Below are 26,707 nucleotides of genomic sequence, written 5' to 3' on the forward strand. Positions count from 1 at the left end.
AGCAAAGAACACGCCAGATGGCCTGATTTTCACCATGTGCGTGAACAGGACTGGGTGCGACTCGAACCATCCACGATCCGGGATAACTCCGGCCCCACGGAAGGAGTATCGCTATATGACTGACCGGCAATTATGGGCAAAGGGTGACGTTGGATCATCTGTGCCCCAAGAACCCCATGGAAGCTCAAGCGTTGAGGTCGTAGGGTGCGCTGTACAACCCACAGCTACGGCACGAGCACCGTTGCATCAGCGACGATCGGGCCGGGTTAGGGGCTCAAGCCGCCGCCCATCCGACGAGGTGACAACCGGGGGTATCGACGTGACAACCGCAGGCCAGCACCACACCCGCACCGCCCGGCACCGTCGGCTCCTTGCAGCCGCCGCCATCGCCACAACCATCATGGCCGTCACGACAGGCTGCACCAAGGAGCCGAAGGCCTCAAGCGCTCCCATCGGCCCCACCGCATCACCCAGCGCGTCAGCCGACCCGCAGGAAGCCGAGAAGAACGCTCTGATCGGTGTCTATCGCACCTTCTGGGACGCCCAAATGAAGGTGTACGCCACCGGGTCGGTGAAGGACACCGGCATCGAGAAGGTGGCTACCGACAAGGCCTACTCAAAGATCCAGGCAACGCGTGCCTACTACGTCGACAACGGTTCGGTGATGAAGGGCGAGCCGGTCATCTCTCCGGTAATCAGCGCTATGGACATGTCCAAGACGCCACCAGCCAGCACGATCACCGACTGCGTCGATACCACCGCCTATGTCCAGGTCAACAAGGAAACGGGCGAGCCAGTCAAGACGCTCGACACCAAGCGCCGGCACGTAACTATCTACACGGCACTCAAGATCGGTGGTGCCTGGCAAATCCGCGACCTGGAAATCGACCGGGATGCAACGTGCTGAGCTATCGCCGCTACCTGGTCTCGGCGGTCGCCGCGCTCGCTCTCGGCGTGACCACCGCGCCAGCGGCGGCCAATCCCGGCCCTGGCGCGGGCTGCCCGCCGCTCGTCTACGACTGCGACGTCCACTCCGGCGGCCAGAAGCCTCCGAAGCCCGACAAGCCTGGTGATGACAGCCAGCCGGGTGACGGCGGGGGCGGGGGTGGCGATTCCGCCAAGTGCATGGCCCGTGACGGGTCTGGCGGCCACTTCGAAGTGCCATGCCACACCGAGTCCGGTTGGTTCGACGCGACGACCTCTTGCTACTGGCTGCTGTGGGATCCGCAGCCTCCGGCCGACGATCCGGTCTGGGCCGGCCACACCCCGGGAGACGGCGCCGTCTACAACGGCCAGTGCCCGGGCCAGCCGCTGATGGGCGGTTTCCGCTGGTTCCAGAACCCCCCTCCCGGATACGGCGGCGGTCCGAACCTCGCAGCCTTGGCCGAGGAAGCGGTCAACAAGATGCGGCTCCTGGGCGCCGATATCGGCATCGCACCCAAGCGGGGCGGCACCGGAACCGTCGGGGTGCCCGTGTGGGTGTGGAACGGGCCCGGCCCGCAGACCACCGGTCCGACGTCGGCGAGCGCAACCGCGCTCGGGGTGACGGTGACGGCCACGGCGACCGTGCAGAACGTCGTGTGGAATTTCGGAAACGGCACCACCGTGTCCTGCCCGTTTCCGGGAGCCCCGTACAGCCCGTCCTATGGGTTGAACCCGCCCAACACGGCCGGCGGGCAGTGCGGCATGCCGGGCTACTCCGGCGTCGGGGACTACACCGTGACCGCGACGACGACCTGGGCCGTGCATTGGGTCGGCGGGGGCCAGCAGGGCGACCTGACCACGACCCGCACTTCGCAGGTTCCGGTGCGCATCGGAGAACTCCAGGTCGTCGGCCAGTAGCCGCCTTCCCCCTTTCTCATCCCTTTCTCTCCTTCGCTTTGGAGGCACTGCTCGTGAGCACCACCACCACGCCCGTGCCGGGTCAGGCGTCCACTCCGCCGCCCGCCGGTCCGGGCGGCGCCCCCGCGGTCGCCCCGCGCGTTCTTCGGCAACGACGCCGCCGGCCTGGGCTGATCGCGCTCTCCGTCGCCCTGATCGCGGCCGGAGGTCTCTCCGGGGCGTTGCTGTTCACCGCGTCCGGGCAGCGGACCGCCGTGCTGGTGGTGGCCCGTGACGTACCGGTCGGAGCGGCTGTCACGGATGCGGACCTGGCCCCGGCGTCGCTCGCCTTGGACCCGGCCGTCAAGGCCGTCCCGGTGGCGAAGAAGGCGGGCGTGGTCGGGCAGCGGGCCGCTGTGGCGCTGAAGGCCGGATCGCTCCTGTCTCCTGGTCAGGTCACCGCCGAGTCGCTGATCAAGGCTGGCGAGCAGCTGGTGGGCGTGGCCTTGAAGCCCTCGCAACTCCCCGCGAGCCGCGTCGCGCCGGGACAGAAGGTGCTGATCGTATCGACGCCGGATCCGGCCCAGGGGGCCGGAGGTGGGAAACCGGCCGAGGGGGCCGGAGCGGCGCCGAAGACGCAGTCCGCGACCGTGGTTGCCGTTGGTCAGCCGGCTCCGGCAACCGGGGTCGTGGTCGTCGACGTGGCCCTGCCGGCCGCCGACGGGCCCACGCTTGCCGCGCGGGTCGCGACGGGCGCGGTCGCTCTGATCCTCGCTCCGCAGGAAGTCAGCTGATGGCCGTCGTCGCGCTGACCGGAGGCCTGGGCTCACCGGGGGTGACCACGGTCGCGATGGCGCTGCTAATGACGTGGCCCCTGGCGGAGGGGCAGCGGCTGGTCCTCGCCGAGGCGGACCCGGACGGCGGCGCGATCCTGCCGGGCGCGCTGCAGGGCACGTTGGACAACTCGCGCGGGATGCGGAATCTCGCCGTGGCGGGGCGCCAGGGCCAGCTGGGTGAAGCGTTCTGGCGTCAGCTGGTCGATGTCACCGACGAGGGGACCCGTGACCGGCTGGTGCTGCCCGGTCTTTACGACCCTGCGCACGCCTCCGCGATGGAGCCGGTGTGGAAGCCGCTCGCTGCCATGTTCGCCGGGATCGAGGCGCACCAGCACGACGTCCTGGTGGACTTGGGTCGTCGCGGCGCGTTAGGAGCGTCGGCGGTTCTCGCCCAGCGGGCCGACGTCGTGCTGATGGTGGCCCGTACGACGCTGCGCAGTCTGCAGAGCGCGCAGGTGCGCCTCAATGCGCTGCGCGAACTCGTCGGCGGGGGCGCCGAACTCGGCGTTCTCCTGGTCGATGAGGGCCCCTTCTCCAAGGAGGAGGTCCGTCGGACGCTGGGCGTGCCGGTGACGGCGGTGCTGCCGTGGCGTCCGAAGGAGGCCAGGGTGCTGTCCGACGGGGCGGAGCAGTCCCGCCGGTTCGAGTCCAGCGAGCTGATGCGCTCGGCGCGGTCGGCTGCGGTGCGGGTGCAGGAGCTGGTGGCGATCCGCCGCTCACGCCTCGCTCCGCCGCCTCTCACGTCCGCCCTCGGGCAGGTGGTGAGCGGTGCGCGCTAACCCCCTGCATCATGACCCGCAGGTCGCCCCGGCGTCCGACTCGCTGCAGGCCCGCCTTGCCGCCCCGCAGCACGTACCCGCGCCGTACCGGCCCGCTGGTGCCGCCGGTACGGGGAGCACTGACCCTCGGACCACTCCCCCTGGCCTCTTTCCGTCGGCGGCGGCCGTGGACTATGCGGCGGTACGGCTGATCAAGAAGGAGGTCGGGGAGCGGCTGACCGATCTCCTTCGGGCCCGTCCCGGTATGAGCCCGGCAGCGCAGGAGCAGCAGGGCCGGCATCTGATCAACGAGCAGGTGGCGGTGTGGTCGGATGCCGAGGCAGTCAAGCGTGGTGCCGCGACCAGTGCCGCGGAGGACGCGGCGATCGCGCAGGCCGTGTTCGATCTCCAGTTCCGGGCCGGGCGGCTCCAGCAGCACCTGGACAACCCCTTGGTGGAGAACATCTTCATCAACGGGTTCTCCGACGTGTGGCTGGACTTCACCGACGGCCGCCGGTTGCGGGTGGCGCCGGTGGCCGACTCGGATGAGGAGCTGCGTGAGCTTCTGCGGGATCTCGCGCGTCGTACGACCGGGCAGAGCGAGAGGAGCCTGTCGACTGCGGATCCGTTCCTCGCGCTGCGGCTGTCGGACGGATCCCGGCTGCAGGCCGTCATCGATGTCACGCCGGGCACCTATGTGACGATCCGCCGGCACAGTTTGCGCCACGCCGACATGCCCGAACTGGTCGACCGCGGGATGCTCGACACGACCCTGGAGTCGTTCCTGCGGGCGTGCGTACGTGCTGAGAAGAACGTCATGGTCGTCGGTGGGCAGGCTGCCGGCAAGACCACCTTGCTGCGCGCGCTCCTCAAGGAGATCGACCCCGACGAGCGGTTCGCCACGTTGGAGACCGAGTACGAGCTGTTCGCCCACGAGAACAACTACCACCGCCAGGTCGTGCCGATGGAGGCGCGTGAGTCCAACGGCGAGGTGGTCGCAGGTCAGGCGGCCGGTGAGATCACGCTGATGGACTTGATGTACCGGGCGCTGCGCATGACGCTGACGAGGATCGTGGTCGGTGAGGTGCGCGGGCCGGAGATCGTGGCCATGCTGCAGGCGATGACGAACGGTGCGGGCGGCAACCTGTGCACGCTGCACGCCATCCACCCCTCGGTGGTCTTCGACCGGATCGCCGAGCTGTACCTGCTCGCCCAGGCGAACATGTCCGAGGCGCTCGCCTACCGGCAGGCGGCGAACGGGCTGCACTTCATCGTGTTCGTCTCCTCCGTCGACGAGACGAAGATCGGCGGCCACCGCCACCGTTTCGTCTCGCACGTGCTGGAGGTCACCGGCATCGGGGAGGGCGGGCGGCCGGAGACGAACGCGATCTTCGGGCCCCGTCCGGAGTGGGCCGAGCACCGGGCCGTGCCGTTGATGCACCCGCGGTGCATCAACGACCTGCGTCGTGCCGGGTTCGACGCCGCTCTGCTGAATGTGCCGGGCGGGGCGTGGGCCGCTCCTTTGCAGCTGCTGCTCGACGAGGGGGCGGCTCTGTGACCGTTCTGCTGTTGTGGGTGCTGGCCGGGCTCGCGCTGGCGGGCGGGCTGGTGGGGCTGGTTGTCGGGATCGTCGGAACATACGCGCCCCAGGGGCCGACGCTGGCCGCCCGGGTCCGTACGGGCCGCCGGCTGGCGGGGCGGGACCAGCGGATGGCCCGCCGGACGCGTCTGGTCGGCGGGGCACTGGCAGGGGTGCTGCTGTGGCTGGTGACGGGCGTTTTCGTGGCCGGGGCGCTGGTGTTCCTGGCCGTGGTCGGGGTGCCGTGGCTGCTGGCGCCCACGAAGTCGGCCACCGCCCGGATCGGGAAGCTGGAGGCGCTCGGCGACTGGACCCAGCGCCTGGCCAACGTGCTGCGGCTGGGTCGTGGCCTGGACGAGGCGCTGCAGATCTCCCGTAAGGGCTGTCCCGAGGAGATCGCCGCCGAGGTCGGGGACCTGGTGGACCGGCTCCACATCGGGTGGCGGCCGACCGATGCGCTGCGCCTGTTCGGTGACGCCCTGGACGACGTAACGGCCGACAAGGTGGTCGCCGCCCTGGTGTTGTCGGCTGCCGACCGCGGCCCCGGGCTCGCGCAGGCGCTGGACGACCTGGCCGAGTCCGTCCACGAGGAGGTCTCGCGCAGGCGGGCGATCGAGGCGGACCGGGCCAAGCCGCGCACCACGATGCGGTGGATGACCATCATCACTCTCGGCGTCGTCGGCGCAGGCTTCCTCATCCCCTCCTACACCGCCCCCTACGGCACCCTGATCGGGCAGCTGGTCCTGGCCGTCCTCGCCGCCGGCTTCGTCGGCGTCCTCGCGCTGATGCGGCAGATCGCCGACACCAAGCCGGTCCCCCGCTTCCTGGTTGCCGACCCCCGCAGCGCTGTCCCACCGGCGCCGCTCGCCGTCGTTGAGGGTGTGGAGGTGTCCGCATGATTCCCGTGCCCGCGCTCCTGGCCGGTGCGACGATCGGCGCCGGTATGGCGCTTTTGATCCGTGAGGTCCTGCGCCCCGCGCCGGCACTCGGGCCGGCGCTGCGCCGCCTGAACGAACCCGCACCCCTACGCAGCGATGAGGAGCTCGTCGACCGGGACGAGCGGTGGGGCCGGTGGCTGGTCGAGCACCTCGCCAACGTACCGGGCGTACGGATCCCCCACAAGGACCTCGCGCTGACCGGCACCACCCCGGCCAAGTTCCTGTTGACGAAGGTGGCCCTGGCTGGCGGTGGCCTGCTGCTGCCACCGCTGTCCACGATCCCGCTCCTGCTGCTCGGCCTGCCGCTCTACCTCCCCGCCATCGTCGGCCTCCTGGCCGCAGCTCTGCTCTGGTTCACCCCGGACCTGGCGCTGCGGGACAAGGCCAAGCGGGCCCGCGCCGAGTTCGCGCACGCCATGGCTGCCTACCTGGATCTGGTCGCGCTGCGCCGCGCCGGGAACGTCTCGGCGGAGCAGGCCATGGAGCAGGCCGCCCAGACCGGGCAGGGCTGGGCCTTCGTCCGGATCCAGCAGGCGCTGGCCCGCTCCCGGGTCGACAAGGTCCCGCACTGGGAGTCGCTGGCCCGCCTGACCGCCGAGCTCGACCTGCCCGTCCTGGACGACCTCGCGGCGATCATGCGGCAGTCCGCCGACGACGGCGCCTCCGTCTACGCCACGCTGCGCTCACGCGCGAAGAACCTGCGCACCGAGCTCCTCGCCGCGCAGGCGGCCGAGGCGAACGCCGACAGCGAGAAGATGACCGCCCCCGGCGCGCTCCTCGCCGTTCTGGTGATGCTCCTGATCGCTTTCCCGGCCGTCATCCGCATGCTCAACACCTGACCCAAGGGAGTCACCGTCATGACCAAGTACGTGATCCGTATGTCCCAGTGGATGAAGTCCCGTATCGAGCAGGGGGGAGCCGGCGACCGGGGCGACATCTCGATCACCACGATCATCATCTGGGTTGCCGCGACCGCCGGAGCTCTCGCCATCGCCGGAACCATCGCGGTCGTCATCGCCCGCTACAACACCAGCCTCTCCGGGGTCTGAGCAGGCGGAGAGCGAAAGGGCGAGCTGGGAGGACGGGTGCCGCACAACAACGTCAAGGGCCAGGCGGAGCCGGGGCAGAGGGCCCGCAGCCTCCGGGGCCGGGGCGACCGGGGGGAGTCATCGATCCAGATGGCGATCGTGTTCCCCTTCGTCATCCTGGTCACCGTGGCCGTGGTGCAGGCTTCGATGTGGGTCCACGCCCGCAACATCGCGCTGACCGCGGCCCGCGAAGGCGTCGCCGCCGCCCGTACCTACCAGTCACCCGACAGCGCAGGCGCCGCCCGGGCCCGCGAGACCCTCGGCCGGATTGCCGGCGACAGCCTGCGCGCCCCGACCGTGAGCACCTCGGGCAGTACGGCCACCGACGTACGGGTGACCGTGACCGGCAGCGCCCCGTCCATGCTGCCGGGCCTGTCGGGGTTATCGGTGTCGCAGTCCGCTTCGGCTCCACGTGAACGGTGGACGACGCCATGAACCTGGTGAAGAGCCGCCGCCGGCTGCGGTGGACAAACCGGCTGCGGGAGGACCGGGGCAGCGAGGCGATCGCCACCGCCATCGTCACCCCGCTGCTCCTGATGCTGCTGTGTATGGCGATCGCCGGCGGGCGGATCGTCACCTCCGGCGCCAAGGTCGACGCGGCCGCCGAGGACGCCGCCCGCGCCGCGTCCATCTCCCGTACGTACGGCAGCGCGCAGGCCGAAGCCTCCGCCGCGGCCGCCCGCTCCCTCAACGACCAGGGCATCCGCTGCGCTTCGACATCCACGAGCATCGATTCCTCCGGGCTGGCCGTCCCCCTCGGCCAGGTCGGCACCGTCACCGTCACGATCTCCTGCACCGTGCCACTCTCCGACCTCCTGCTGCCCGGGGTGCCCGGGAGCAAGACCATGACCAGTTCGTTCACGTCCGTGGTGGACGCATACAGATCCAGGGAGGGCTGACCAATGCCGGCACCGCGCACCCGTCGGGGCGAGCGCCTGCGCGGGGACGAGGGCGGGATCGCCGTCTACACCGCGATCTGCACCATCGCCCTGCTGGGCATCATCGGTCTCGCCATCGACGGCGGCGGCAAACTGCGCGCCACCGAACGCGCCGACGCGGTCGCCATGGAGGCGGCCCGGGCCGCGGGCCAGGCCATCGACCCCGCCGCCGCCGTCACCGGCAGCGCAGTGCGCGTCGATCCCGAGGCCGCGCAGTCCGCCGCCTACGCCTACCTCGCCCGGGCCGGCGCCCAAGGCAGCGTCGCCCTGTCCGCGGACCGCACCCAACTCACGGTCACCGTCAGCGGCGCCTACCCCACCAAGTTCCTGTCCATCGTGGGCATCGGCTCCATGAACGTCCGCGGCCACGGCGCAGCCCGCCTCCTGCACGGCGTGACCGAACCCCAGTAACAGCCCCCTTGTAGGGAGAAGGACCCCCCATGTCGACAACCCCCCGGGCCCGCACGCCGCGTCCGGCCCGCAGCTCGATTCGGACGGCGGCCGCCGTGGCGCGCGGCCTGCTGAGCCTGGCCGTCCTGCTCACCCTGCTGGGCGGTCTGCCCCTACTGCTGTGGTGGGCCACCTCCCTCGTCGGGCCGCCCGGCATCGCCGCCCTCGGCTCCCTGTTCTCCACCGACGACTCCGGGCAGGTCTTCCTCCTCGCCCTCGCCATCGCCGGCTGGATCGGCTGGGCCCTGTTCGCCTGCGCGGTACTTCTGGAAATCCCCGCGCAGCTGCGCGGGCGGGCCGCACCCCAGATCCGCGGCCTCATCGGACAGCGGGCCGCCGCCGCCCTCGTGGGCGCCGTACTGCTCGCCCTGCCCACCGGTACGGCCCTGGCCGCACCCGCCTCCGCCACACCCGCGGCCACCACCACGAGCATCACCGCGGCCGCCATCCCCGGCGCCCCAGCCGCGAACTCTCCCGCCCCCTCGGCAGGATCCCCATTCGGCGCAGGCAGCACGCAGGCCACGTACACAGTGCAGGACGCACGGCCGGCCGAGAGCCTCTGGTCGATCGCCGAGAAAACCCTGGGAGACGGTCAGCGATGGGAGGAGATCGCCGCACTCAACGAAAACCGCCCCATGCCCGACGGGCTGACCTTCCACGCCGAACGACCCATCCAGCCCGGATGGACGCTCCACCTCCCCGCCGATGCCCGCCCCGCCCAGGACCACGGAGCCGCACCACACCAGGCCGGCAGCCCGGCCCCCACCGTCTACACGGTCCGCGACGGCGACAGCCTCTCCGCCATCGCCGCCGAACAGCTCGGCGCCGCCGACCAGTACATGCAGATCTTCGAGCTGAACCAGGGCAGCCCACTCCCCGGCGGCGGCACCTTCACCGACCCCGACCTCATCCACCCCGGCCAACACCTCACCCTCGCCGCCTCCCCGGCCCCGGCGACGCCTGCTTCCCCGGCGCCCCCGGCGCAACCTCAGGAAGCCGCCCCCGACCCCGGCCCCACGGCCGAGGGATCCCCCGCACCATCCACCCAGCCGGCTCCCGGCACGACCGGAGCCGCAACGCCGGCCGCGCCGACCGCCGGCCCGTCAAACGCACCGTCGGCGCAGTCCTCCGCTCCGGCCGCACCGACACCCGATCGTGCTGCCGGGGCCCCGGCATCCGCGCAGAGCCGGGACACCGCCGCCATCAACTGGGCGCTGATCGGCGGGATCGGAACGCTCCTCGCGGCGTCCCTCGCCGGCGCCCTGGGCGTGCGCAGGATCCTTCAGCAGCGCCAGCGTCGCGCCGGACAGACCATCGCCCAGGACCAGGAGCCCAGCGTGCTAGAGCAGGTCCTCACCGCCACCTCCGAGCCCGCCGGCATCGAGCTGCTGGACCGTGTGCTGCGCACCCTCGCCCACCACGCCGCCGACACCGGACAGACCCTCCCCGCACTGCGCGGTGCGCGTCTCGGGTCCGACGGGGTGAGCCTGCTGCTGGACGAACCCGCACAGCCCGTCGCACCGTTCACCGCAGGGGCCGCCCCGCGAGTGTGGGCACTCGATCCGCAGGCCGAACTCCTCACCGCCGAACGCTCCCGGGAGGTTCACGCCCCGTACCCCGGACTGGTCACCCTCGGCGCCGACAACCAGGGCCTGGTCCTGGTCGACCTGATGACCTGCCGTGTCCTGCTCCTGGACGGTGACGAAGAAGAGGTGCTGGAGGTCGCACGAGCCATCGCGCTGGAACTGGGGACCTGTGCGTGGACCGACTACAGCGAGGTCCTCACCAGTGGTCTGGGGACGCGGCTGGCCGGTCTGCTCCCCCAGGGCCGCATCCGGACCCTGCCGCACCTGCCCGCCGTCGCCGCCGACCTCGGGGAGCTGATGCTGGAAGCACACCAGAGCGGCGAACAGGTCCTGCCATGGCTGGCCGTCAACGCCGGCGAGACGGACGAGGAGCACCTGGTGCAGCTCGCCGACGCTCTCGCGGCGGCCCGCACCCTCAACACCGGGGTGGTCCTGCCCGCCGGCCCTGCGGCCCGACTCGCCTTCCCCCACGCCGAAGTCATCAACGTCCACCGCGACCAGGAGGCCAACGTCGGCATCCTGGAAACCCAGGTGGACCTCCAACGGATCAGCGACGAGCAGTACCGGCAGTACGTCCACGCCCTCACGGTCTCCACCCAGGAACCCGAAGCAGCAACCGGACCGTGGGAAAGCGCCGAGGACCACGGCCAGGCCGCCGCCGGCGGAGCCCCGCTCATCGTTCACCCCGCCGGCCAAGGAGACCCTGACCCGGGCAACCCCTTCCCCGCCCTCCTCACCGCAGTCACCAGCACAGGCCCCACACCCGACAGCTCAGAACCCGCGACCGCGGGAACCGGGGATACGACGGACACGGGCACGATGGACGCAAACGACGCCGCAACGCCCGAGGCGGCAGCCCAGGCAGGCACCCCTGTCACCGGGGTCGCACCCCGATCCCCGCAGCTCCCCCACCCGACCGCTCCCGAAGAAGACCGCACCGGCGTGCGCATCGACGTACTGGGGCCGCTGCGGATCACCGGCAGCGGCATCTCCGCACACAGCCCGCGCACCACCGCCATCGCCGCGTACATCCACCTGCGCCCCGGCCGCAGCGCCGAAACCCTGTGCTCCGCGATGGACTACGCGAACCCCTGGTCCACCCGCACCCTGCACTCACGCCTGTCCGAACTGCGCAGCGCCATCGGCCTGCACACCGACGGCCAGCCGCTGCTCCCCCGCCCCAAGACGGGAGCCGGATACACCTTCCACCCCGCGGTCACCTCCGACTGGGAGCTCTTCCAGGACCTCGCCTGCCGAGGTCTTGCCGCGGGCCCCCTTCACGGCATCGAGGATCTGGAGGCGGCGATGGCGCTCGTACGGGGCAAGCCGTTCGACGGCCGGACGCTGCCCTGGGCGGACCCGGTCATCCAGGACATGCTCTCCAGGATCACCGACACCGCGCACACCCTCGCCCGCTGGCATGCCGACGGTGCCCTGCCCGATCTGGATGCCGCCCGCCGCACCGTGCACAAGGGCCTGGAAGTCGAAGAGACCTCCGAAGTCCTCTACCGCGACCTGCTGACCATCGAATGGGCCGCGGGCAACGAGGCCGCGGTCCGCCGCACCGTCGCTCGCATCCAGCAGATGGCACGCACCTACGACCTCGCCCTCGAGGACGCCACCGAGGACACCATCACCCTGGTCCTCTCCGGCAAGCCCGCCCCTTCCGAAGGACACACGGTGCGGGCCTGACACCGTCTCGCGCTCGTGCGGCCGCGGGGTGTGTCCCGCGGCCGTAGAGCCGCTCAGGCCGTCGGAGCGCGCCGTGCATCCCAGGCGTAGCGGGCCGCGGCCAGGAGCTCGGCGCGCGCGGCACGCTCGCTGGCCGGCGGGCGGTTCTGCCACTCCGCCCGTACCTCGGCCACCGCCACGCACACAGCCTGAACCACCGCCACCAGGTCCGCATCCAGCTCCTGGGACTGCGGACCGGTCACCATCACCGTTCCGTGAAAACCGTACGGCAGCTCGATCCCCCGCCACACCGAAGCCAGCACCCACGCGGCCAGGTTCAGCGGTAGACGCTCGGACTGCCCGTTGCCGTGCACGTGGAGCACGGCACGGCGGTGGTAGACCGCGGTATCCGCCGGGCCTCCGACCACAGCCCGGATCAGCAAGCCCCGTTGCAGCTCATCATCAGGCCACGGCATCAAGGTCGTTCCGCCGTCGGAATCGACACGCAGCACGGAAGTCATCGCACAGCCTCCCCAGTCAGTGACCGGTCAGCGTAGCGGCCTCCACTCACCGGCCCGCTCCGCGCAAGTCACCAAGCAAACGGCCCACGGCGCGGGCAGCAGTCGGGGTCTGGAGTTGTGATGACCGATGACATGGGAATCGGTCATGACCGGTGACCGACGAGCCGCCGATCGGTCACCCATGACCGGCGCCCGGATCGGTCACCAGTCACCGGAGCCGGGATCGGTCACGCGAGGATCGTGTCAGTACTGACCGGCCCTGTCCGCGCAAGTCACCAGCCCCACGGCCCGCTGCGGGGGCGGTGGTCGGTGACCGGTCACCCGGGCCCGGATCAGTCACCAGTAACCGAACCGCTCCACTCCAGTCACCGGCGACTCCCGTGAGCACCCCGCCACCCGTCGACAAGGTCGAACTCGTCAGCGGTGGCTGCGCCATCGGATGCGGCCTGATCATCCGCCTCATGGTGCTCGGCGGCATCCTCGCCGCAGTCGACGGATCCGACAGCAGCCCTAGCAGCAGCCGAGACGACTGCCGCAGCCGGTACACAGGAGTCGGAGACGGCACCGTCGACTGGCGCGGCATCTGCGACGTCAAGTAGCGGGACAGGGCGAAGCCCCCGCTGGCCGGCTCGGTGCCGGGGCGGCGGCGTCGTAGTTTGCAGAGCCGGCTACTGCCCCAGGAAGGTCTTCCGCCACTCCAGGGGCGACATTGTCAGCGCGGCCTCGGCGAGTTCCCGGGCGGACGCCGTCTTGAGGCTGTTCAGCGATGTGTCGATCCAGTCCTGCACCAGGCTGTAGCCCTGGGCCCGATACTCCACCGCCTGCACCAAGCATTCGAGCTTGTCGGCGTCCTTGGCCACGATCGCCTCAGGCGTGTCGCCGCTCTCGTACTCGCCCACCACCCGCTGCACGCCAGCCTTGACCGCCGGGTGCGCGGCAGAGACCTGGTCCGCGGTGACGGTCTCGTTCGAGGCCGCGTCGATGTAGCGGCGGCCGATGTGCGGGATGTCCCCGATCCGGGTCTCCTGCGTGTCGTGGAAAAGGCACATCAGCGCCACCCTCGCGGGGTCGACGCCTTCCATCATCGCCAAGACAGCGCCGACGATGCCGACACGGAACGAGTGCTCGGCGATCGACTCCGGGTTGTTGTTTCCGGTGAACCACCAGCCGGTCCGCTTCGCATTCTTGAGCACGCCCATCTCGAAGAGGAATCCGGCGGTGCCCTGGGCGTTCGCCGTCTCGTCTGCCATCTGCTGACCTCCGGTTCAGGTTCGATCACGAAGAACGTAATGCACGGTGGTGAGTTCGCGCCGGGATCTTTCGGAGATACCGCCCCCGTCCAACAGGTGCTCGGTACGCTCCGCCAGGTCCCGCACCAGCAGGCCGGACGCCTGCGGCAGCCACGGGTGGGCTGTCAGCAAGGCCCACATCGTGTGCGCGTACAGGTCGACGTACCCCGGGGCGTGGTGCAGGCCGTACGTCAGGCCCCGCAGGAGCGTGACGGGATCCCAGCCGGTGAGCTGACGGTCGCGCATGAACATGTCGTCGGACTGCGGTAACGGGGTTCCGCCCAGCCAGTAGGCCCAGTAGTTCAGGTTCGCGGCCTCGCCCGCGTCGTCGTCCACCATCGCCCGCTCGATGAAGTCGAGCAACGGCACCGGATCCCCCAGCCTCGCGAGCGCGGTAGCCGTCGAACGCGCTTCCGCCCACTGCGGCGTCCACCCCCGCCGGGCCAGCAGGCCACGCCGGGCATGCAACGCCTGCGCGGTCCAGACCACCGCCTCCGCGCTCTTGTCGTACGAGGTCAGGTACAGGGCCTGACGATGCAAGAGCACACCCTGGGCATCGGTCCGCGGAGCCGCCTCCGCCGTGTTCCGCAGCCGCCCGAAGAACGCCGACCGGTCCAGCGCGGGAAGAAGCGGAGAAGCCGCTGCTGGCCCCCTCCGGCGCGGGGACGGAACACCCGCAAGGGACGGCGGCCGGGTGCCGGTGAGCGCCCAGGCGAGCATGTGGGCGGTGTCCCGTGTGTGCACCCACTCCGCGAGAGGGTGCACCCCGTCGGCGGGCTGGAGCGTGGCCGCGATGATCCGGTCCGCGTCCATCGCCGCGTCCAGCAGGGCGACGACCGCCGCGTCCGCACCGAGCCCGGCCAGCCTCCGCCGCAGCCCAAGCAGATCCACCGCCCTCATGTTCGCTACCGGCCGCCGACCCGACTCCCAGCCCTGCACCGTCGCCAGGTCCACGCCCAAAGCCTCGGCCATCCCCGCCTGAGTGAGCGGCACCGACTCCCGCGCTGTACGCAGCACAAAGCCCGCGATCGTGCCGGTGATTGGTCTCGTGGCCATCGCGCGCTCCCCGGTGCGGCCCCTACCGAAACACGTACCCGCAGTCAGTCCTACCGCACTCAGTGCGACCGTAGGTTCATCTCGCGGGATCGGCCAGGCCCCTTGTATGGGACCGAGGTTGACGCCGCACCCCCGGCAACGGGGCGCAATCGTACCTCCCCGGTCCCCTGCGTCCCGCTGCACCCCCTCGGAGAGGAGCGCTCGATGCCCGGCCCCGAACTCCCCCGCCAGCCCCTGGCCCGACAGCTCGAAGACCAGCCCACCGAGCGCATCCCCTGGGACGCGTTTGCTGTCGGAGCCGACGTCACCGAGGTGTACGGCCAGCCATCCGCGGCCCTGCGGGCGCGAGCGGAACGAGGGTGGCGCAGGCTCGGCGCCCTACACGCCCGCATCGGCGAGGACGGCGCCGAGGAGGAGACGACATGAGCAGGCGCCCCTCCTGGCTCTTCGAGGGAGCCCGGATCTTCGACCCCACCCAAGACCGCGAGGGCATCGTGCAGTTCATCGGCGAGTGGGAGGACCCCCGCACCCAGCGTCTCATCCCGGAAGCAGTCTTCCTGCGTCCCGAGGGCGGCGGCACGGAGTGGGTGGTGAATGACCACCAGGCCCTGCGTCAGGCCGACGCCCGCTGAACCCGTCGACTTCCCGCCCCGCACCTCCTACAGCACCAGCGCCCGGGGCAGGTTCGCATCTTCCTCTCCGAACCTGACCGGCAGTCGGCACGGAGAGGAACGGCGTCGGGAACAGTCTGGGGACGTGATCCCCGGCGCGCCACCCATGCACCACTCGAAAGCAATCGAGAGGAGCACAGCCATGACCGTCATGCTGACCGCACCGGCCCAGCCGGAGGAGCGGACGTACCGCAACCCCCGGGACTACGTGAGCCCCGAGGTGTGGGACCGCGAGGTCACCCTGCTCATGCGCGACTACCCGTTCGACGAGGTGATGGCCACCCGCCTGTTCTACGCGGCCGTCTCGTACCTCGTCACCGCGATGGAGAAGTACGGCCAGCAGCTCGAAATGTGCTGCGGCCGGATCGTGGACATCGCCGTGCACGTGTTCATCCTGGACACCCAGAACTATCGCGAGTTCTCGCACAAGCACTTCGGCGGCCGGTTCCTGGAGCACATCCCCGAGATCGTGTTCAAGAACGACGGCTCGGTGGAGCGCACCGCGCAGATCATCCACCACAACGGGTTCGAGGTCGACTGGAAGCTGTGGGAGGCGGATTACGCCAAGTGCGGCCCCTGCCATCCGGGTTCCAACTGCCACTGACCCGAACATGAACGAGACAGACCGGGGCTACCTTCGGGTGGCTCCGGCCCTTTTTTATACTCTTTTGTGCAAGTTTCAGGCTTTCGCCCCCACCTCGGGAGCACCGCCGGTAGCGTCACGCGTACCGGAACCGAGAACCTCCCGAGGAGCCTCATGTCCAGCGCGGCACCCACCACCCCCGCCGAGTACTGGGACAAGTACCGACCCCACCGTGGCGAAGAACCGCAGCAGCGTCCTGCCGCGGAGCGCTTCGACTGGACCGGTCTCCCGGACTCCGGCCCCGGCGCCGAGATCCTCGGCACCCCGAAGACCGCTCTGGACCTCGGGCCGGCCGAGGGCGAGAACGCCGCGTTCCTCGCCCACTCCGGCGTGGAGGTGACCGCCGTCGACTTCTCCACCGTCCAGGCGGACCGGGCCCGCGGCTTCTGGAGCGACCTGGAGAACCTGGAGTTCGTCTGTGCGGACGCACTCGACTTCCTCGACCAGGACGTCCGGCTGTGGGACGTCGTCTACTCGACGTGGGGCGCGGTCTGGTTCACCGACCCCGACGAGCTGTTCCCCCGTATCGCCCGGCGCCTGGCCCCCGGCGGCACTTTCGCCTTCTCTCACCGCGAGCCGATCGTGGGCCAGTACGGCGCCCAGGAGATGGGCGGGAAGTGGCTGGAGGGCAGGCAGACGGAGCTGACAGTCCTGCGCTGGCAGCACACCCCCGAGCAGTGGACGGACCTGCTCAAGCGCCACGGCTTCGCCGACGTCAGCGCCGAGGTCATCCCTGCCCCGGACGGCGCCCTCGGCACGCTCCTGGTCACCGCGCGGGCGGCCGTATGACGAACACCTGGATCCCGCCCGAGGAGTACGTCAAGACCATCGCCAACGCCACGTCGGGCGCGAGCCTCTACTTCACCGACACCACCGGCTGCCCCATCCAGCTTCGCTCCGTCCACACGGCGCAGAACTGGCAATGGCCCGGCGGACACATGGACCACGGGGAGACACCCTGGGAGTGCGCGGTACGTGAGTGCCACGAGGAGACTGGCATTGTCTTCAAGGGCGAGAAGAAGCTTCTCGCGGTCTGCTTCTACAGCCAGGGATCCGGCAGACCGCTGAACAAGTTCGAGGTCATCTTCAACGGTGGCCGGCTCACTGACCAGCAGATCCAGGCCATCACCTTGGACGCCAAGGAGCACTCCGAGCTGCGGGTGCACACGCTGGAGGAGTGGGAAGGGATCATGACGCCGGTCGGCTTCGCCCGGCTGAAGGCCACCGAGGAGGCCCGGCGTACCGGAACCGTCGCCTACCTGGAGCGCTGACTCCCCACCCCACACAGCAGCGCCCCTCTCCCGCACGGATGAGGAAAAGGGGGCGCCGTCACAGGGGTCGTCACTCCCAGAACCACGCGGGTAGACACACTCCGCCTCGGGCAGCTTCTCCTCCGAAGGCACCGGTACCGGCTTGCGGTTCCAGGGCGCGGTCATGGCCCACTCCTGGCGCTGCTGGACCGTCAGCTCGGGCGGTACGATGCCAACGCACCTGCGCGTCTGGATGGCCCTCACCCACCAGCACCTTCCGCTCGAACGACTCGCCGTCCGGCTGAAATCGCCTCAATCTGGATCGGGAGTCTCGCAGCCACCGATCTCGTGTACTGCTGGAGCCGAGGGTCAGGGTGGGCGCGCAGGGCGGTGAAGACCTTCTCCCAGGTGCCGTCGGCGGCCCACTTCCGCAGCCGGTTGTGGGCGCCCTTCCACGAGCCAAAATGCTCGGGCAGGTCCATCCACGGCGTGCCCGTGCGGTACTTGAACGCGATCGCGTCGATCACCTGCCGGTGATCACGCCACCGCCCGCCCCGCTTCAGCGTCCGATCCGGCAGCAACCGCTCAATGCGCGCCCAGTGGGCGTAAGTCAACGACACACACCAACGATCGGATGATCCGAACGAAACGGCCTAGCTGTGCACGACGCCGGTACGGGCGGCGAGGCCTCGGAGCTCGGGTGTGGTGCGCCCGGAGAGCAGCAGGCCGGAGACGAGCGACTTCACAGCTGGGCGGGCATGGGTCTCCTGGGGCGCCCAGTACTCGGCCTGGAGGAGAGCACGAATGCATTCGTCTCGTCGGCCCCACTGAGCGAACGCCTTCGCCCTGTCGGTGAAGTAGAGCGCGCGCCGCTCCGTGGTGGGGAGCGCTCGGGGGGCAAGAGCATCCGCGGCAGCGATGGCGGCCGAAGGATCGCCGGCGGTGTTCTCCGCCGAGATCAGGTGCAGCTGTACGGTGGCCCAGCTGAACCCACCATTGGTATCCCGAAGGTGGGTTACGGCGCCCAGGCTCTTGGCGATGGCGGTGGCCTCGCTGGTGAGCTCGCGCATGCCGGCTTGATCGCGTTGGTGGGCGACGGTGTAGGCGGCGCACTGGACCAGCAGCCCTCGCTGGGCGATGCCCGCGTTCCCGAGCTCGCGCAGGGCCGGGTCGTCGGCGGCGTTCAGAGCGAGGGTGAGGGCCTGGTCGTGCCAGCCTGCCTTGCGGGCGAGGACGGCCTGCTGGCGGGCCGCCTCCGCGACCGCCACGGGCACCCCGCCGGCGGCGGCGAAGTGCCGGGCGCGGTCGGCTGCCATCCAGCCGAGTTGCGGCTCGTCGAGCTTGATGAGGATGCGCGTCGCCAGGAGGTAGGCCTGCGCCAGCACGCGGAAGTTGTTGCTGTCGCTGGTGGACTGGTGTCCGGCGGCGATCAGGCGTGGGAGCCGAAGGGCGAGGCTGGAGTAGGCGCAGTCGTTGAAGTCGGCCGAGGCCCGGTGCAGTTCCGCCGCAAGCAGGTCCAGGGGCATGCCGGGGGCTGTGCGGCCGAGTCCCAGCATCGCGTCGCGTAGCCCCGCGACGAGCGTCTCGCCGAGCTGCGCCTCCTCGGTCTTGGCCGGAACGGCGCCGGCGATCGGAGCGCCCATGGCGGCCGCCGCGGTGACCGCCAAGTTCGCGAGTAGTTGCCTTCGCCGCAGCACCGGGTCCTCTCCGCCTTCGCGCCCTGGGATTCCCAGAGTAGGGGCGGGCAGGCTGGGATACGGCCCGGTTCGCTGACTGAGTGGGTCCGGATCGGCGCCCGTGGTCGGTGCGAGGCCGAGGGCCTGCGGTGGGATGTCCAGGGCTCGGGCGAACCTCTGGAGTACGGAGAGGTCTGTCATGGCGGACTTTCCGCGCTCTAGGCGGGATACCTGGGCGGCCGAGTAGCCGGTCAGCGACCCGAGCTTGGCCAGGGTCATGCCCTGGGTTCTGCGCGTTGTGCGGATCACCTCGCCTGGTGTTGCCGTCGCTGTGGCTGTCACCTGCGGCTTTCGAACTGCATCCATAACCCCGTCCCGATGTAGCCGAGGCTGCGTGGCCCCTCAGAGCAGGGACTCGGCACGCGGCCGTCCGTACTTGCATGAGATGCAAACTCCTTGCAGCCCTATCGCTACCGACTGTTGTACCGCGTCCTGGTGCGGTGGTCTTGCACTTGCAGCGGTCCACCACCGCCGCGCACTCCCGGCCCACCCAGTGAGCACTCCCAAGAAGGGACTTCTCCGTGGATTCGTACTTGCCGCGTCGCGAACGTCTGCTGACGTCGTCCAGGCCCTTGCCGGACTTCGATGTCGTGGGATCGAACGGACCCTGGCTGCACCGCGCCGACGGCCGCCGGATCCTCGACGGATCGAGCGGCCTCCTCTGCGTGAACGTCGGGCAGGGCAGTCCCGCAGTCTTCTCACGCATCGAGCAGCAGTTCTCCCGCTACTCGTTCGGTGGCGCCGCCGCCGTCCAGCCCCATATCCAGATGGAGCTGATGCACCGCCTGTGCCGCGCCGTGGGCCGCCCAGAGGACTCCGTCGCACTGACCACGTGCGGGACTCTCGGCGTGGAGGTCGCGGTCGCACTGGCGCGGAACATCACGCGGGTCCGCGACGGGAAGCGGCGCGGGGACATCCTGACATCCAACTTGTCGTACCACGGCAACAGCATGTTCACCCTCGGGGTCGCGGGCAACCAGATCCGCAACCCCCGCCCAGAAGACCGGTACGGTCTCGGCCCCGCCTTCCCGGCGCCCTACCCGCCGACGCACGGCTACGCCCATGGAGGGCACGGGTGCGATGCCTTGTGTGCCGACGAGGTGGCGCGGGCGATCGACAACAGGGGTGCGGAGAACGTCGCCGCGGTACTGATCGAGCCCGTCAACGGGACCACGGGGGGCGCCTTTACGCCCCCGGGGGGTTACCTGCGGCGGGTGTCGGAGATCTGCCGGGCGCGGGATGTCCTGGTCATCCACGACGAGGTCCTGACCGGGCTGTGGCGCACCGGCACGCCTCTGGCGAGTCATCACTGGGACGAGTGCGAGCCCGATCTGGTCATCCTATCCAAGGGCTTGGGTGCCGGCTACGTCGGTGTGGGCGCGGTGCTGGTGTCGCCGGAGATCGCGCCGCTGCTGCGGCACAAGGACGTGGACCCGCTGCCCGCGATGGGCACCATGGCCACCCACCCTCTCCAGGCAGCGGCCTGCCTCGGGGTCCTCGATGAGCTGGAAGCAATGGACATCGGCGCGTTCACGGCTCGCGGAGAGCTCCTGGGAACGTCTTTGCAATCCCTGTCCGGCCGGGCGCCAGTGCGGGACGTCCGGGGCGTCGGTCATCTGTACGGGGTGGAGGTCGCCCCTGGCCTGCTCTGGCGCCTGATGGAGGAGTGCGAGCGGCGCGGCGTCTTCTTCTACCCGTTCACCGGAGCCGGTGACCCGCGCAGCGAGGGCGTGGTCGTCGCGCCCCCGCTGAACTCCAGCGACGAGGAGATCGACTTCCTGACTGGCGCGCTCGCCGACGCGGTGGCCGCCCTCAGCTAGCCCACCCGCCGCTCCTCCTCCAAGGGGGCGGACCGTTTCGATTCAGAGATCGAGGACACGACATGCAGTTTCCCGTCACGGTCATCGACCAGCTCGATGAGGCCCAGCTCCGCAAGTGGCACGACTTCTACGGGTTGGCCGCGGACCGGCCCCGCTTCGAGGAGGAGGGCATCTGGCGGCGCACCCAGCAGGAGGAGACCGCCTCCAACTCCGGCTGGACGGGTGAGGGTGACGCGCGCCGCCGCATCGTCCACTACTGGCACCAGTACGGGCTTGTGGACACCACCGCGGCGCCGTCGCTGGCCATGCAGCAGCTGTACCTGTACCACTCGGTGGCGGCGCCGCAAGCCGAGATCGAGGAGGCGTGGGAGCAGAACCACGCCATGCTGGCCGAGGGCGGCTGGAAGCAGGTCGGTCCGGGCCGGTTCGAGCTGGGTGACCTGCGCGTCCACATGATCCGCGTCGAGTTGCACCCGGAGGATCTGCGGGCGGGCCGCCGGCTTCCGGCGGACTACGAGGTCATCGATACCACGTTCACGTCCGTCAACACGTTCCCGCCGCGGACGGTCCGCCGTCGGCCGTGGGAGGTTCTGACCCACGGGGTCCGGGTCAAGGACTCCCCCGGGCAGCCGGTCTACGCCGACAGTTTGGCGCAGCTCACGGATTTCCTGCCGTTCCAGGTCGAGGTCGGCTGCGGGGTCTCCTACGAGGCCGGGATCCCGCCGCTGCACAGGCTCCACGAGATGTACCACGTCAACGAGATCGAGGACGAGCTGCTCGGCAAGGGCTTCACGTTCGTCCTCGCGCCGGGCCGGGACCCGCTGCTCGCGGAGATGCTCCTCAACACCGAGGACAAGGTCAGCGAGCTCTCGGACATGTACCGGGCCTGCTTCAACGCCGAGGTCACCCCGACCTTGCACGCGCTCAAGCGCATGGAGGAGGCCGGAAACATGGTCGGGCCGTTCATCACGAACAATTTTGACGCGCTCGGCGCACGCGCCGGGTTCGAGGAGCAATTCATGCGCCGCTACGACCAGCGGATCCCGCCGGTCACCTTCCACCCCGACGCGAAGGCCCTGGTCGTGATCGGGCTGCACGCCGACCGCCGATGGGTGGCCAAGCGGGCCCGCGCGGCAGGCCTCAAGGTGTTCATCGTCGACCCGGAGGGATTCCCCCGTCCGGACGGCTCCTGGTTCGAGTACCCGCTGGAGGCGCCGCAGTCCGGTGACGTCGTCGTACGGCAGACGGCCGCCTGCGCGATCAGCGAGCTGGAGCGGCTGCTGATCTCAACGCGGACAACGCGTGAACTCGGGGTCGGGGAACGGCGCTAGCCTCTGGGCTTGTTCCCCGGCCCCGCACACGGGCCCCTCCCAGGATGAGAGTCAAGGATGCGCATTTCAGTAATCGGCTGCGGGCACCTCGGCATCCCGCACGCGGCGGCGATGGCCGAACTGGGTCACGAAGTCATCGGTGTCGACGTCGACCAGGCCAAGGTCGACAGCCTGAACTCCGGCCAGTGCCCCATCTACGAGACCGGCCTTCCCGAGCTCCTCGCCCGCCACACCGCCAGCCGTCGCCTGCGGTTCACCACCGACATCCGCGAGGCCGCCGACTTCGCCGAACTGCACTTCATCGGTGTCGGCACCCCCATCGATGCCGACGGCCGCTCCTACGACACCGCACAGGTCTACGGCGCCATCCGCCAACTCGCCCCCCACCTCGACCAGCCGTGCACCATCGTCGGCAAGAGCACGGTCACCGTCGGCACCACCGTCCAGGTCACCGCCCTCGCCCAGCGCCTAGCCCCCGCCGGCGAGCGCGTCGACGTCGTGTGGAACCCGGAATTCCTCCGCGAGGGGCACGCGGTGGAGGACACCCTTCGGCCGGACCGCATCATCGCCGGCCTCACCACCGCCGAGGCGGAGAAGGCGATTCGCGCCGTCTACGCCCCCATCCTGGACTCCGGCGTCCCGATCTTCGTCACCGATCCGGCGACCGCCGAACTCGCCAAGGGAGCGGCAAACACCTTCCTCGGGCTCAAGATTTCCTACATCAACGCAGTCGCCGACATGTGCGACGCGGCGGGCGGCGACATCTCCCAGATCGTGGACATCCTCGGCATCGACCCCCGCATCGGAAGCGGCGGCATGAGGCCCGGCATCGGCTACGGAGGCGGCTGCCTCCCCAAGGACGTCCGCGCCTTCACCGCCTCCGCCCGCCAGCTCGGCGCCGACCAAGCCGCTACCCTCCTGCGCGCCGCCGAGAAGATCAACGAGAACCGAACCGACGTCGCCATGGACCTCATCACCCGCGCCCTGGGCGACCGCCCCATCAAGGGCGCCCGGGTCACAGTGTGGGGCGCCGCCTTCAAGCCCGGCACCAACGACGTCCGCGAAAGCCCTGCCCTCGCCCTCGCCCACGCGCTCCAGCAGGCCGGCGGCACCATCACCGTGCACGACCCGCAGGCCGTGGCCACCGCCATGACCCGCAACCCGGAGCTGGAGTACACCGACGACCTGGCCACATCCGTCGGCGGAGCCGACCTCGTCGTCCTGGCCACCGAATGGCCGGAGTACCAGCACGCCAACTCCCAGGACCTGGCGGCCCGCCCGGCCACCCCCCTGATCGTCGACTGCCGCACCATCCTCGACCCGGAGCCCTGGCGCGCGGCCGGCTGGACCGTTCACCAGCTCGGACGACCCGGCAAGTAGAACCGGGCCCGCACGAAAGCCCCGCACCACGTCATCAGTCCCCCTGGAACGCCGGAGGTACCGCGCTATGACCAGTGACGCCGTTGTTCTCCGGCGTGCCAGCGGCGCCGACGCGCTCGCCGCGGCCGATGTGTGGCTCCGCTCCTTCACCGCCGCACTGCCGACCGTGCACTGCGCACACGACCAAGCAGAGGTACGCGACTGGTTCGCACGCGTGCTCGTGCCGAAATACGAGACCTGGGTGGCGGTCACCGAGAACAGTGTGGTGGGGCTCCTGGTACTCAACGGCGCGGAACTGAAACAGCTCTACCTCGATCCAGCGTGGCGCGGGCGGGGCCTCGGCGACCGATTCATGTCCCTGGCCAAGCGGCAGCAGCCGGACGGGCTGGCACTGTGGACGTTCCAGGCGAACGAATCAGCGCAACGATTCTACCAGCGGCACGGCTTCAACGCGGTCGAGCGAACGGACGGGCTACGCAACGACGAGCGAGAGCCGGACATCCGCTACATCTGGCAACCCTAGACGTAGCAATGTGGGAGGAGAGCGGTCGGCCACCCACCCGGCCCGAGCGATCTGCCACGACGCGCGACGCCGACACGGCCCTCGGACTGGTCAAGGGGCTGGTGTGACCAGTGCTTGGGGTGCTCACGCAGGTCGTGAGCAGCAGTCTGCGCAGTAGATCCTCTGGCGGAGTGGCCGGTTCGCCGGTTTCAGCTCGCTGTGGCCAGGCGGCGGTGCAGGGATCCCGAGCTGCTGAAATGGATCACCGGGCAGCGGGCGGTGTCGACGTACACGTCAATGTGCACAGTGCAGCACACAGATACGTGCTCAGGTGCCGCTGCCAGGGCATGCGCGGGACCGTGCCGGGACCCGAACGAGTCCCGTAGCGGTCGTGTAGCCGGCCATGTCATTCTTCGAGCGGCAGCGTGCTCTTCCCGCCGGAGGTCGACGTGGCGCTCCTTCCCGACATCACCGCCTTCTATGGTGGCGGCGATGAGGCCGGCCGTCTCACATCCGGGCGCACCATCGGGACAATCGAGCTGGTGCGGACGCAGGAACTCCTGCGCGCTCACCTTCCGCCCCCGCCCGCGTCCGTCCTGGATGTCGGTGGCGGGCCTGGGGCGCACGCTCGCTGGCTCACCGACAGCGGCTACCAAGTGCTCGTCGTCGACCCGGTGGCGCAGCACGTACAGCAGGCCCGGAACCAGGGTCTGGCTGCCTTCGTGGGGGACGCGCGGTGCCTCGACCAGGCGGACGGTTCGTTCGACGCTGTGCTGATGCTCGGTCCCCTCTACCACCTGCCGGACGGCGCCGGGCGTGGCCGTGCATGGCGGGAGGCTCACCGTGTCGTCAAGCCTGGTGGCCTGGTCGCTGCGGCCGCCCTCAACCGGTACGCCAAGCTCCTAAACCTGGGCTCGCCCGGTGCGCTGGACATCGCAATGACCGGGCTGCGCGTCCGCCGGGACGGCCCCACCACGTATTATCACGACCCCTCAGGGCTCCGCGCCGAAGCCCGCCAGGCCGGCTTCGGCGACCTTACGGTCTACGGGGTTCACGGGCCTGCCTACGAGGCGCTGAGAGCCGAAGAGCGCCGGACCGGGAGAAAGGATCTGGGTGGGAAGGTGCTTGAAACCGCCCTCGCTGCCGCGCGGTTTGCCGACAGTCACCCAGAACTCGCGGTGTCCAGCCTGCACCTGCTGGCTGTCGCGCGTCGATCGCGCACTGCCGATCAACGGGGCTGCTCTGGTTCGGCGCCGGCCGGGATCTCGTAGATCTTTCCGTCGACGCCCGCCCGGTAGAACCTGCCGGCCGAGAAGCCGCGCTCGCCCTGTCCGTAGGTGATCTGGGTGGAGAGGTGCATTCCCGAGGCCACCGTGCACAGGCTCCCGCCCTCCACCCGCCAAATCTGCCCCGCCGCGTGGGTGGCGACCAGCGGCCGCCCCCGACCGTCGAGCGTCAGGCCGTCGGGGAGGGCGAGGACGTCGGAGAGGCCGGCGGAGATCCAGCGCTGCGGGTGCGCCGGGTCGCCTACGGGAATCCGGTACAGCCCTGGGGCGACCGTGGTCTGAACAACGTAGATCTGTTCGCCATCCGGGGATACGGCAATCCCGTTGGCCTGCGGGACACGTGCCCAGGCGGGATCGGCCCGCCCGTCGGGCGTGACACGGCCTATGTTGCGGCCGCCCAACGTCGTCGTGTAGACGGTGCCGTCGGGTGCGAGAGCGACGCCGTCGATGCCGCCGAGTCCGGAGGCGTACGTGCTGACCGCCCCGGATTCCGGGTCCACTTGCAAGAGCTTGGACAGTGGGAAGGCATCACCCGTGAGCGAGTGCGCCAGGTCGTTGCCCGTGCCGACGAGGAGCCGGCCGTCACCGCCGACGACGATCCCGCCGTTGGCGCCGATGTTCCCGGTAATCGGGACGGGCGCGCTTCCCGGCGCGTCGATGCGGTAGACGCGGCCCGTGTAGTACGCGGTGGCGAACATCCGGCCCCGCTTGTCGACGACGATCGACTCCGCCCAATCGGGTATCTGCGCCACTTCGACCGGCGGCTCCGACCCGGTGGCGTCACACGCCGGTGCCGCATGGGCGGAAGCAGGCGCGAACACACTCGCCGCTGCAGCCAGTACGACCGCCGACGCCATGGCGCGGCGCGGCCCGCGTAAGGCAGTGCGGAATACCTCGGTCAGCTTCATCGATTCCCCTCCATCGTCGGGTTCTTCTGCCCGGCGCAGTATCGACCGCAAGCCCCTCCCGCACCACCCCGCCCTCGCCGTCACGGCAAGCGGCCCGGTGACCTCGCCACTTGAGACGACCACTTGTCGTCTGGCAAGACGTATCCAGACGAAGGGCATCCGGGAATTCGATGTGATCTCTCCCCCTCCGCGCAGCCAGCTCCACCAGGTGCGACCACGCACGTAGGCGGCTACTACCGCAACGGCTCCTACGTGCGGCTGCACTCCCGCCGCGTCAGCGGCCCTGTGACCGCGACTGCGGGAGGAGGGCTGCTACTCCTGATTCTCGCGCTCGCCGTCCCGAGCAGCGGCGGTTCCGCGGACACTCGGTCGAGAACCCGACCCCGGCCGGCAGCGCAAGCGGTGGCTTACCCCGGTAGCAAGGGTTACGACAGGGGCTCCGGGCGGCCTCCCGTCCGGGGCTTCGCCATTCGCGCTCGGACCCAACGGCCTGCAACCCAAGGCAAGTGCCGGCCTGGCGATCACGAGCCAAGCCGAATCGTGAGGGCGGTGGCAGGGACGGTACCGAGGAGCACGTAGGCCCGCTTGTCGTGGCTAGTCGTCGCAAGTGCTGGGGCACCCCTTCGGCTGTACTTCGCCAGAAACCCCC

The 26,707-nt window shown here is 70.1% G+C and carries 29 protein-coding genes; 23 read left to right on the forward strand and 6 right to left on the reverse strand.

The window, feature by feature from the left end; genetic code table 11:
• Positions 1–319 precede the first annotated feature (319 nt).
• The 12 genes from ACFWBN_RS31595 to ACFWBN_RS31650 all read left to right on the forward strand — a co-directional run bounded on the left by ACFWBN_RS31595 (position 320) and on the right by ACFWBN_RS31650 (position 11,686).
• Positions 320–907 (forward strand): hypothetical protein, encoded by a 588-nt coding sequence (locus ACFWBN_RS31595; protein ID WP_385182449.1) that lies wholly within the window; start codon positions 320–322, stop codon positions 905–907.
• Positions 901–1,842 carry a hypothetical protein gene (locus ACFWBN_RS31600; protein ID WP_385182451.1) on the forward strand — a complete coding sequence of 314 codons (942 nt, stop codon included), beginning with the start codon at positions 901–903 and terminating at the stop codon, positions 1,840–1,842. The genes ACFWBN_RS31595 and ACFWBN_RS31600 overlap by 7 nt, the downstream gene beginning before the upstream one ends.
• 53 nt (positions 1,843–1,895) lie before the next feature.
• Entirely contained in the window at positions 1,896–2,615 is a 720-nt protein-coding gene (locus ACFWBN_RS31605; protein ID WP_385182455.1) for an SAF domain-containing protein, read from the forward strand.
• Positions 2,615–3,436: a hypothetical protein gene (locus tag ACFWBN_RS31610; RefSeq protein WP_385182458.1), complete on the forward strand. Its 822-nt coding sequence runs from the start codon at positions 2,615–2,617 to the stop codon at positions 3,434–3,436. Before ACFWBN_RS31605 ends, ACFWBN_RS31610 begins: the two co-directional genes overlap by 1 nt.
• A gap of 166 nt (positions 3,437–3,602) precedes the next feature.
• Entirely contained in the window at positions 3,603–4,973 is a 1,371-nt protein-coding gene (locus ACFWBN_RS31615; RefSeq protein WP_385182461.1) for a CpaF family protein, read from the forward strand.
• Positions 4,970–5,893 carry a type II secretion system F family protein gene (locus ACFWBN_RS31620; RefSeq protein WP_385182463.1) on the forward strand — a complete coding sequence of 308 codons (924 nt, stop codon included), beginning with the start codon at positions 4,970–4,972 and terminating at the stop codon, positions 5,891–5,893. The genes ACFWBN_RS31615 and ACFWBN_RS31620 overlap by 4 nt, the downstream gene beginning before the upstream one ends.
• The gene (locus tag ACFWBN_RS31625; RefSeq protein WP_385182466.1) at positions 5,890–6,771 is read left to right on the forward strand and encodes a type II secretion system F family protein; all 882 of its coding nucleotides are present in this window, start codon (positions 5,890–5,892) and stop codon (positions 6,769–6,771) included. The genes ACFWBN_RS31620 and ACFWBN_RS31625 overlap by 4 nt, the downstream gene beginning before the upstream one ends.
• An 18-nt stretch (positions 6,772–6,789) precedes the next feature.
• Positions 6,790–6,981, forward strand: coding sequence for a hypothetical protein (locus ACFWBN_RS31630; protein ID WP_385182561.1), 192 nt, complete (start codon positions 6,790–6,792; stop codon positions 6,979–6,981).
• A gap of 123 nt (positions 6,982–7,104) precedes the next feature.
• Positions 7,105–7,455, forward strand: coding sequence for a TadE family protein (locus ACFWBN_RS31635; RefSeq protein WP_385182552.1), 351 nt, complete (start codon positions 7,105–7,107; stop codon positions 7,453–7,455).
• Positions 7,452–7,919 (forward strand): TadE/TadG family type IV pilus assembly protein, encoded by a 468-nt coding sequence (locus ACFWBN_RS31640; protein ID WP_385182470.1) that lies wholly within the window; start codon positions 7,452–7,454, stop codon positions 7,917–7,919. The genes ACFWBN_RS31635 and ACFWBN_RS31640 overlap by 4 nt, the downstream gene beginning before the upstream one ends.
• A 3-nt stretch (positions 7,920–7,922) precedes the next feature.
• Positions 7,923–8,369: a pilus assembly protein TadG-related protein gene (locus ACFWBN_RS31645; protein ID WP_385182473.1), complete on the forward strand. Its 447-nt coding sequence runs from the start codon at positions 7,923–7,925 to the stop codon at positions 8,367–8,369.
• A gap of 29 nt (positions 8,370–8,398) precedes the next feature.
• On the forward strand, positions 8,399–11,686 hold the full coding sequence (locus tag ACFWBN_RS31650) for a LysM peptidoglycan-binding domain-containing protein (RefSeq protein WP_385182476.1): 3,288 nt from the start codon (positions 8,399–8,401) through the stop codon (positions 11,684–11,686).
• 53 nt (positions 11,687–11,739) lie between these two features.
• On the opposite strand, the gene ACFWBN_RS31655 is transcribed toward ACFWBN_RS31650, so the two are convergent.
• Positions 11,740–12,186, reverse strand: a complete 447-nt coding sequence (locus tag ACFWBN_RS31655; RefSeq protein ID WP_385182479.1) for a hypothetical protein — start codon at positions 12,184–12,186, stop codon at positions 11,740–11,742.
• Between the two features lie 380 nt (positions 12,187–12,566).
• On the opposite strand from ACFWBN_RS31655, the gene ACFWBN_RS31660 reads away from it, so the two are divergent.
• The gene (locus ACFWBN_RS31660; RefSeq protein WP_385182482.1) at positions 12,567–12,785 is read left to right on the forward strand and encodes a hypothetical protein; all 219 of its coding nucleotides are present in this window, start codon (positions 12,567–12,569) and stop codon (positions 12,783–12,785) included.
• Positions 12,786–12,854: 69 nt separating this feature from the next.
• Here ACFWBN_RS31660 and ACFWBN_RS31665 read toward each other — a convergent pair whose 3' ends face one another.
• Positions 12,855–13,436, reverse strand: coding sequence for an HD family hydrolase (locus ACFWBN_RS31665; RefSeq protein WP_385182485.1), 582 nt, complete (start codon positions 13,434–13,436; stop codon positions 12,855–12,857).
• 15 nt (positions 13,437–13,451) lie between these two features.
• Positions 13,452–14,531, reverse strand: a complete 1,080-nt coding sequence (locus ACFWBN_RS31670) for a helix-turn-helix domain-containing protein (RefSeq protein ID WP_385182487.1) — start codon at positions 14,529–14,531, stop codon at positions 13,452–13,454.
• A gap of 204 nt (positions 14,532–14,735) precedes the next feature.
• Between ACFWBN_RS31670 and ACFWBN_RS31675 the strand changes: the two genes are divergently transcribed.
• From ACFWBN_RS31675 to ACFWBN_RS31695, 5 genes are all read left to right on the forward strand, one after another.
• On the forward strand, positions 14,736–14,957 hold the full coding sequence (locus tag ACFWBN_RS31675; RefSeq protein WP_385182490.1) for a hypothetical protein: 222 nt from the start codon (positions 14,736–14,738) through the stop codon (positions 14,955–14,957).
• Entirely contained in the window at positions 14,954–15,163 is a 210-nt protein-coding gene (locus ACFWBN_RS31680) for a hypothetical protein (protein ID WP_385182492.1), read from the forward strand. Before ACFWBN_RS31675 ends, ACFWBN_RS31680 begins: the two co-directional genes overlap by 4 nt.
• Before the next feature lie 181 nt (positions 15,164–15,344).
• Entirely contained in the window at positions 15,345–15,806 is a 462-nt protein-coding gene (locus tag ACFWBN_RS31685) for a hypothetical protein (RefSeq protein ID WP_385182495.1), read from the forward strand.
• A 153-nt stretch (positions 15,807–15,959) separates the two neighbouring features.
• On the forward strand, positions 15,960–16,634 hold the full coding sequence (locus ACFWBN_RS31690) for a class I SAM-dependent methyltransferase (protein ID WP_385182498.1): 675 nt from the start codon (positions 15,960–15,962) through the stop codon (positions 16,632–16,634).
• Entirely contained in the window at positions 16,631–17,116 is a 486-nt protein-coding gene (locus ACFWBN_RS31695; protein WP_385182500.1) for an NUDIX domain-containing protein, read from the forward strand. The genes ACFWBN_RS31690 and ACFWBN_RS31695 overlap by 4 nt, the downstream gene beginning before the upstream one ends.
• 239 nt (positions 17,117–17,355) lie before the next feature.
• Here the strand turns inward: ACFWBN_RS31695 and ACFWBN_RS31700 are convergent, their stop codons facing one another.
• Positions 17,356–17,715: a transposase gene (locus ACFWBN_RS31700; RefSeq protein ID WP_385182503.1), complete on the reverse strand. Its 360-nt coding sequence runs from the start codon at positions 17,713–17,715 to the stop codon at positions 17,356–17,358.
• Positions 17,716–17,748: 33 nt separating this feature from the next.
• Positions 17,749–19,137 (reverse strand): helix-turn-helix domain-containing protein, encoded by a 1,389-nt coding sequence (locus ACFWBN_RS31705; RefSeq protein ID WP_385182506.1) that lies wholly within the window; start codon positions 19,135–19,137, stop codon positions 17,749–17,751.
• A gap of 284 nt (positions 19,138–19,421) precedes the next feature.
• On the opposite strand from ACFWBN_RS31705, the gene ACFWBN_RS31710 reads away from it, so the two are divergent.
• The 5 genes from ACFWBN_RS31710 to ACFWBN_RS31730 all read left to right on the forward strand — a co-directional run bounded on the left by ACFWBN_RS31710 (position 19,422) and on the right by ACFWBN_RS31730 (position 25,135).
• The gene (locus ACFWBN_RS31710; protein ID WP_385182508.1) at positions 19,422–20,651 is read left to right on the forward strand and encodes an aminotransferase class III-fold pyridoxal phosphate-dependent enzyme; all 1,230 of its coding nucleotides are present in this window, start codon (positions 19,422–19,424) and stop codon (positions 20,649–20,651) included.
• Positions 20,652–20,713: 62 nt separating this feature from the next.
• On the forward strand, positions 20,714–21,982 hold the full coding sequence (locus tag ACFWBN_RS31715; RefSeq protein WP_385182511.1) for a hypothetical protein: 1,269 nt from the start codon (positions 20,714–20,716) through the stop codon (positions 21,980–21,982).
• 57 nt (positions 21,983–22,039) lie between these two features.
• Complete coding sequence (locus ACFWBN_RS31720; RefSeq protein WP_385182514.1) at positions 22,040–23,362, forward strand: UDP-glucose dehydrogenase family protein; 1,323 nt, start codon at positions 22,040–22,042, stop codon at positions 23,360–23,362.
• Positions 23,363–23,429: 67 nt separating this feature from the next.
• On the forward strand, positions 23,430–23,885 hold the full coding sequence (locus ACFWBN_RS31725; RefSeq protein ID WP_385182517.1) for a GNAT family N-acetyltransferase: 456 nt from the start codon (positions 23,430–23,432) through the stop codon (positions 23,883–23,885).
• Between the two features lie 428 nt (positions 23,886–24,313).
• Positions 24,314–25,135, forward strand: coding sequence for a class I SAM-dependent methyltransferase (locus ACFWBN_RS31730; RefSeq protein ID WP_385182519.1), 822 nt, complete (start codon positions 24,314–24,316; stop codon positions 25,133–25,135).
• Here ACFWBN_RS31730 and ACFWBN_RS31735 read toward each other — a convergent pair.
• Positions 25,093–25,902, reverse strand: coding sequence for an SMP-30/gluconolactonase/LRE family protein (locus ACFWBN_RS31735; RefSeq protein WP_385182522.1), 810 nt, complete (start codon positions 25,900–25,902; stop codon positions 25,093–25,095). The two genes, ACFWBN_RS31730 and ACFWBN_RS31735, sit on opposite strands and share 43 nt — an antisense overlap.
• Between the last annotated feature and the right edge of the window lie 805 nt (positions 25,903–26,707).

It is taken from the genome of Streptomyces sp. NPDC059989 (assembly GCF_042736975.1).
In the GTDB taxonomy this organism is placed as follows: Bacteria; Actinomycetota; Actinomycetes; order Streptomycetales; family Streptomycetaceae; genus Streptomyces.

Excerpts from the sequence above, each read along its gene's own strand:
- ACFWBN_RS31610 (WP_385182458.1), top strand. The coding sequence starts at position 2,615 with ATGGCCGTCGTCGCGCTGACCGGAGGCCTGGGCTCACCGGGGGTGACC.
- ACFWBN_RS31625 (WP_385182466.1), top strand. The coding sequence starts at position 5,890 with ATGATTCCCGTGCCCGCGCTCCTGGCCGGTGCGACGATCGGCGCCGGT.
- ACFWBN_RS31630 (WP_385182561.1), top strand. The coding sequence starts at position 6,790 with ATGACCAAGTACGTGATCCGTATGTCCCAGTGGATGAAGTCCCGTATC.
- ACFWBN_RS31640 (WP_385182470.1), top strand. The coding sequence starts at position 7,452 with ATGAACCTGGTGAAGAGCCGCCGCCGGCTGCGGTGGACAAACCGGCTG.
- ACFWBN_RS31645 (WP_385182473.1), top strand. The coding sequence starts at position 7,923 with ATGCCGGCACCGCGCACCCGTCGGGGCGAGCGCCTGCGCGGGGACGAG.
- ACFWBN_RS31650 (WP_385182476.1), top strand. The coding sequence starts at position 8,399 with ATGTCGACAACCCCCCGGGCCCGCACGCCGCGTCCGGCCCGCAGCTCG.
- ACFWBN_RS31655 (WP_385182479.1), bottom strand. The coding sequence starts at position 12,186 with ATGACTTCCGTGCTGCGTGTCGATTCCGACGGCGGAACGACCTTGATG.
- ACFWBN_RS31665 (WP_385182485.1), bottom strand. The coding sequence starts at position 13,436 with ATGGCAGACGAGACGGCGAACGCCCAGGGCACCGCCGGATTCCTCTTC.
- ACFWBN_RS31670 (WP_385182487.1), bottom strand. The coding sequence starts at position 14,531 with ATGGCCACGAGACCAATCACCGGCACGATCGCGGGCTTTGTGCTGCGT.
- ACFWBN_RS31675 (WP_385182490.1), top strand. The coding sequence starts at position 14,736 with ATGCCCGGCCCCGAACTCCCCCGCCAGCCCCTGGCCCGACAGCTCGAA.
- ACFWBN_RS31680 (WP_385182492.1), top strand. The coding sequence starts at position 14,954 with ATGAGCAGGCGCCCCTCCTGGCTCTTCGAGGGAGCCCGGATCTTCGAC.
- ACFWBN_RS31685 (WP_385182495.1), top strand. The coding sequence starts at position 15,345 with ATGACCGTCATGCTGACCGCACCGGCCCAGCCGGAGGAGCGGACGTAC.
- ACFWBN_RS31690 (WP_385182498.1), top strand. The coding sequence starts at position 15,960 with ATGTCCAGCGCGGCACCCACCACCCCCGCCGAGTACTGGGACAAGTAC.
- ACFWBN_RS31695 (WP_385182500.1), top strand. The coding sequence starts at position 16,631 with ATGACGAACACCTGGATCCCGCCCGAGGAGTACGTCAAGACCATCGCC.
- ACFWBN_RS31705 (WP_385182506.1), bottom strand. The coding sequence starts at position 19,137 with ATGGATGCAGTTCGAAAGCCGCAGGTGACAGCCACAGCGACGGCAACA.
- ACFWBN_RS31715 (WP_385182511.1), top strand. The coding sequence starts at position 20,714 with ATGCAGTTTCCCGTCACGGTCATCGACCAGCTCGATGAGGCCCAGCTC.
- ACFWBN_RS31720 (WP_385182514.1), top strand. The coding sequence starts at position 22,040 with ATGCGCATTTCAGTAATCGGCTGCGGGCACCTCGGCATCCCGCACGCG.
- ACFWBN_RS31725 (WP_385182517.1), top strand. The coding sequence starts at position 23,430 with ATGACCAGTGACGCCGTTGTTCTCCGGCGTGCCAGCGGCGCCGACGCG.